The organism is Deltaproteobacteria bacterium (genome assembly GCA_016210005.1).
Taxonomy (GTDB): Bacteria; Desulfobacterota; Binatia; order HRBIN30; family JACQVA1; genus JACQVA1.
Genome location: JACQVA010000049.1, coordinates 1 through 3,898 on the forward strand (window position 1 = coordinate 1; position 3,898 = coordinate 3,898).

Genomic DNA, 3,898 nt, shown 5'->3' on the forward strand with positions numbered 1-3,898 from the left:
GAAGCTGGCGGAGTCCGAAACTCCGCCGCCGGTGTTGAGCGCCTCGCTGGTCATGCGGAAGCTCGCGCTCGATGACTGCGCGAATGCGGCCGGGGCAGAGACGAGCAACACCAATCCGGTCATCTGCGCGACACCAACCAGCGTCTTCTTCATTGTCCTTCCTTTCTCAATTCAGGACGGCAGCCCCAGCCCCGCGCCACCACCTGCGGGCTGGCAGCCCGCGATCCCAGCAAAATGCGCCGTCGCCGGGAGCGCGGCCAGCCTGGCCGCAGTCCTTGTGTGTGTCGAAAAGAACGCCTACCCTGCGGGCTGGCAGCCCGCGCTCCCGGCAAGACCAGCGGCTGGCGATCCTGCCCATCGAGCACGCGCAATTGACAATGTGCCTGCGATTGAGGGAGCATACGTAGCAAGGAAACTCCCTGATGGCCTCCGAAACAGCACGCACCATTGATGATGGCTCTGCCATGGTGACCGGACACCGCAGTCGTGAACTGCAGTGGCGCCGGACACACGCGCACGTGCTGCGCGCACTCGCCGGCCAGTGGGTTGTGGTGGAGGGAGAGGAACTCGTTGCGCACGGACCGAATGCAGTCCGCGTCGTTGCCGAGTCGCGCCAGAAGGGCGTCGAGACACCCTACCTCTTTTTCGTTGAGCCCGACGATGCCGGCGACGTGGTTCGGATCGGGCTCTAGCCCGTGGACACCGTCGCCTACACGCATCGGTTTCCGTACATTTACGATCAACGGGGCGATGCGTTTCCGGCGCTGCCGCTGCGGATTACCCGCCCTGACCGGTCCGGACACGCGCTGGACATCGACGGCTATCTCGACTCCGGGGCTCAGCAGACGCTGATCGATGGAGAGGTGGCGCAGGCGTTGGGCATCGATCTGCTCGGCGGGGTGGGCCGTCGGTATCAATCGATAACCGGCGTGACCATCGAAGCGCGCATTCACCCCGTCGTTCTCTCCCACCCGGAACTCGGCTCGTTTGATCTCGACGTCGCGTTCAGCACGGTCCGCATCCGCCGCAACCTGCTCGGCCGCGATTTCTTCAACCTGATCCAACTTGGCTTCCGCGAGCACCACCAGGTGTTTTGCGTAACGCCGCTGCCTTAACGGCCCGGACGCGCGCTGCTCTCCGACGCGGAGTTGCTCTTCGAACTGCACGTGCGGCTGGCAAGCCTGCCCATCGAGCACACCGATGCCAACGACCCGCGCCGCGCGGCGAGCTGGTTTGCATCCAACCGTCTCAGCCATGGCGTCGGCATGCCTTGCCGGGAGCGCGGCCAGCCTGGCCGCATGCGGCGGGGCCGGGAATCGAGTTACGGCGAAAGTTAGGCATCGATGTTCGCCTCGAAGACGGCCGGCACAGCCGGCCCTACGGGAGCTTACCGTCTCAGTCATGGCGTCGGCATGCTCGACCGTCTGACCGCCGCGGCTGGTTTCCGAAGCGCGGTGCCCGTCTACACATTCAGCCCCAGTCATTTCGCGCCCATCCCCGGCATCGACGCCCGCCAGCGATACACGCGAGCGTCCGGCTGAAGGAGGCGTCGGCGAACGCGGCGGAAGCCGCAGGGAGTACGACCAGCCTGACCACCGGGGCGGCGGAGGGTACACGCAGGTCAGCCATGCCCGCCCCTTCGGGCTATCAGGTGTGGCCGTGCAAGCGCGGTGCGTGCTATGTAAGAAGCATGAAGAGCGCCACGGTGAAGGCGATAATCCCGCCGGACCATCGGTTGGTCGTCGAGCTGCCACCAGAACTGCCCGCTGGTCCCGCGGAAGTCGTCGTGCGCGTTCTCGATACCGCGGCGGAGAAGAGTGGAACAGGTGACGAGCTACTTGCCTCTGGCCTGTTCGGCATCTGGAAGGATCGAAGCGACATTGACGACAGCGTTGAGTTTGCCCGGCGAATCCGACAGCGAGCCGAACGGCGTCATGGCTGACATCTCGCTGCTGCTCGATACCGACGTCTTGATCGACCTCTTCCGCGGCAGTCCACAGGCTGCCGAGTGGTTTGCCGGGCACGGCAACAGCGTCATCGGTATTCCCGTCATCGTATGGATGGAGTTGTTGCAAGGTGCGCGTGACCGAATGGAGCAGCAGCGCATCGAACAGCGGCTGGCGATCCTGCCCATCGAGCACATCTGCGCCGACGACTCGCGTCATGCGGCCAGCTGGTTTGCAGCTTATCGTCTCAGCCATGGCGTCGGTATGCTCGACTGTCTGATCGCCGCGGCTGCGCTCCGAACCGCGGTGCCGATCTACACATTCAACCTCAGTCACTTCGCACCCATCCCCGGCATTGACGCGCGCCAGCCGTACGCGCGAGCGTCCGGATGAGGGCGAGGTGGCGTGCCGCACCGGTCTGAAGATCTGCACGCCGCAGCAGGTCATCGGGCGCACCCAGATCCTTGCGTAAGGCGCAACGGGCAGCAGCCGGCCGTCGCGACGACGAAGAAGAACGTTCCGCCGGGGATGAAGCTGCGCTGGAAGTTGGGCATCAGCATTCCGCATTTCGGGTCAGAGGCATCAAGGCTGACGAAGCTTGTAGAGGTGCACGACTCCGAAGGGGTCGGTGTCTCCGAAGATTCTGACTTTCGCGATCGGGAGAGAGTCCACGTACACGGCCCCGGGTGCGAACGTATCGCCGCTTGCCCCCAGGTAGCCGACATTGAGCGTCACCGAGTGGCGTGACCAATCAGCGAGACGCTGAAAGTAGATGACGCCGGCGATTTGCCCTTCGTTGGCTCCAAGCGGGAACTGAATCGACGTCTGACTGATCTTGTCGACGGTATTGTCACTGGCCCTCAGTCGGATGTACTCATGGGTGCCGATCCCGCCCGATGTATTCACGAACCGGACGTAAAGATCCTGCTGCTGCCCCTGCAGCCGCTCAATGACCAGCATGAAGAGGTTCGCCTCGGAGGGGACGTCCATCTCTACTTGGGTGATGCCTCCGGGGAAGGTCGCCGTTGCGACGTGTGTCCAGGCCCCCGACGCGGGCGCTGGCGTATCTGGGGTTGCAATCGCGTACGCCGCGCTTGCTATACGCTTCCGCGGGGCGAGAGCCTCCCCGCTGACCGTCACCTGCAGAAACCGCAGCGGCCCCGACGCGTCTAACGGCCCTCCTTGAAACAAATCCGTCGGTAGCGCCGTCACGCTGCCGAGCAGGACGTTGAAGACGCCGTTGGTCACCGTGACGCTCTGCGTCTCGCTCCACGGCGAGCCGGTCGGGAGCTGGTTGCCGCCGCTCTCCGCGTCGTAGACCGCGAACTGCATCGTGAACGTGCCGTTCTTCGGAGTGCCGCTCGGGTCGGTGAGCCGGCCCTGGTAGTTGAGCAGGTTCGGCGCGTCGGCGGCGACGGTGCGCGCCAGCAACGCGAAAGCAACTGCGATGATCCACGTGGGTGTTCTTTTCATCGTCTCACCTCCTCATTCAGAGTCCAAAGTCCAAGGTCCAACGTCCAAGGTCCAAAGCCTGCCCTGAACTACTATGGCCGAAAGTCTGCGCGCGGCGCACAGATTTCGGAGCCGCAGGAGCGGTTCGGGATGCACGTCCCCGCCCCCCTCCTGAATGCCGGCTATACGGCCGCGCATAAGTTGAGGGACATGTCACAGGGTGCCTCTCTCTCCGTCATTCCCGCGAAAGCGGGAATCCACGGCAGCTTGAAACCCACCGCCAGCCGCCCCTGGATGCCCGCCTGTGCGGGCATGACGGTCGTCCATTCGCGCGAGACCGCAGATTGCCCCGCATCTTGTATGTCTCAATATTTATGCGCGGCTGTATAGAGGACTGCCGGCATGACGGTCCGGGCCAGGGTCCGTCATTCCCGCGAAGGCGGGAATCCATCCGGAGCCCCACCGCCCCTGGATGCCCGCCCCACGCCTTCGCGGGGGCA

Annotated in this window: 6 protein-coding genes; 4 read left to right on the forward strand and 2 right to left on the reverse strand. The window is 64.4% G+C overall.

What is annotated here, in order from left to right:
• Positions 1–153: hypothetical protein (locus HY699_05680; GenBank protein ID MBI4515292.1), on the reverse strand; the 153-nt coding region annotated here is incomplete at its 3' end.
• Between the two features lie 269 nt (positions 154–422).
• On the opposite strand from HY699_05680, the gene HY699_05685 reads away from it, so the two are divergent.
• From HY699_05685 to HY699_05700, 4 genes are all read left to right on the forward strand, one after another.
• A complete protein-coding gene (locus HY699_05685; protein ID MBI4515293.1) occupies positions 423–692 on the forward strand; it encodes a hypothetical protein in 270 nt (89 codons plus the stop codon).
• A gap of 3 nt (positions 693–695) precedes the next feature.
• Positions 696–1,115 (forward strand): hypothetical protein, encoded by a 420-nt coding sequence (locus HY699_05690; protein ID MBI4515294.1) that lies wholly within the window; start codon positions 696–698, stop codon positions 1,113–1,115.
• Positions 1,116–1,690: 575 nt separating this feature from the next.
• Complete coding sequence (locus HY699_05695; GenBank protein MBI4515295.1) at positions 1,691–1,942, forward strand: hypothetical protein; 252 nt, start codon at positions 1,691–1,693, stop codon at positions 1,940–1,942.
• Entirely contained in the window at positions 1,935–2,339 is a 405-nt protein-coding gene (locus tag HY699_05700; GenBank protein MBI4515296.1) for a type II toxin-antitoxin system VapC family toxin, read from the forward strand. Before HY699_05695 ends, HY699_05700 begins: the two co-directional genes overlap by 8 nt.
• 189 nt (positions 2,340–2,528) lie before the next feature.
• Here HY699_05700 and HY699_05705 read toward each other — a convergent pair whose 3' ends face one another.
• Positions 2,529–3,419, reverse strand: coding sequence for a hypothetical protein (locus HY699_05705; GenBank protein ID MBI4515297.1), 891 nt, complete (start codon positions 3,417–3,419; stop codon positions 2,529–2,531).
• Between the last annotated feature and the right edge of the window lie 479 nt (positions 3,420–3,898).

Bases quoted from the DNA above. Each gene is read 5' to 3' on its own strand.
- HY699_05685 (MBI4515293.1), top strand. From the start codon at position 423: ATGGCCTCCGAAACAGCACGCACCATTGATGATGGCTCTGCCATGGTG.
- HY699_05705 (MBI4515297.1), bottom strand. From the start codon at position 3,419: ATGAAAAGAACACCCACGTGGATCATCGCAGTTGCTTTCGCGTTGCTG.
- HY699_05695 (MBI4515295.1), top strand. From the start codon at position 1,691: ATGAAGAGCGCCACGGTGAAGGCGATAATCCCGCCGGACCATCGGTTG.
- HY699_05700 (MBI4515296.1), top strand. From the start codon at position 1,935: ATGGCTGACATCTCGCTGCTGCTCGATACCGACGTCTTGATCGACCTC.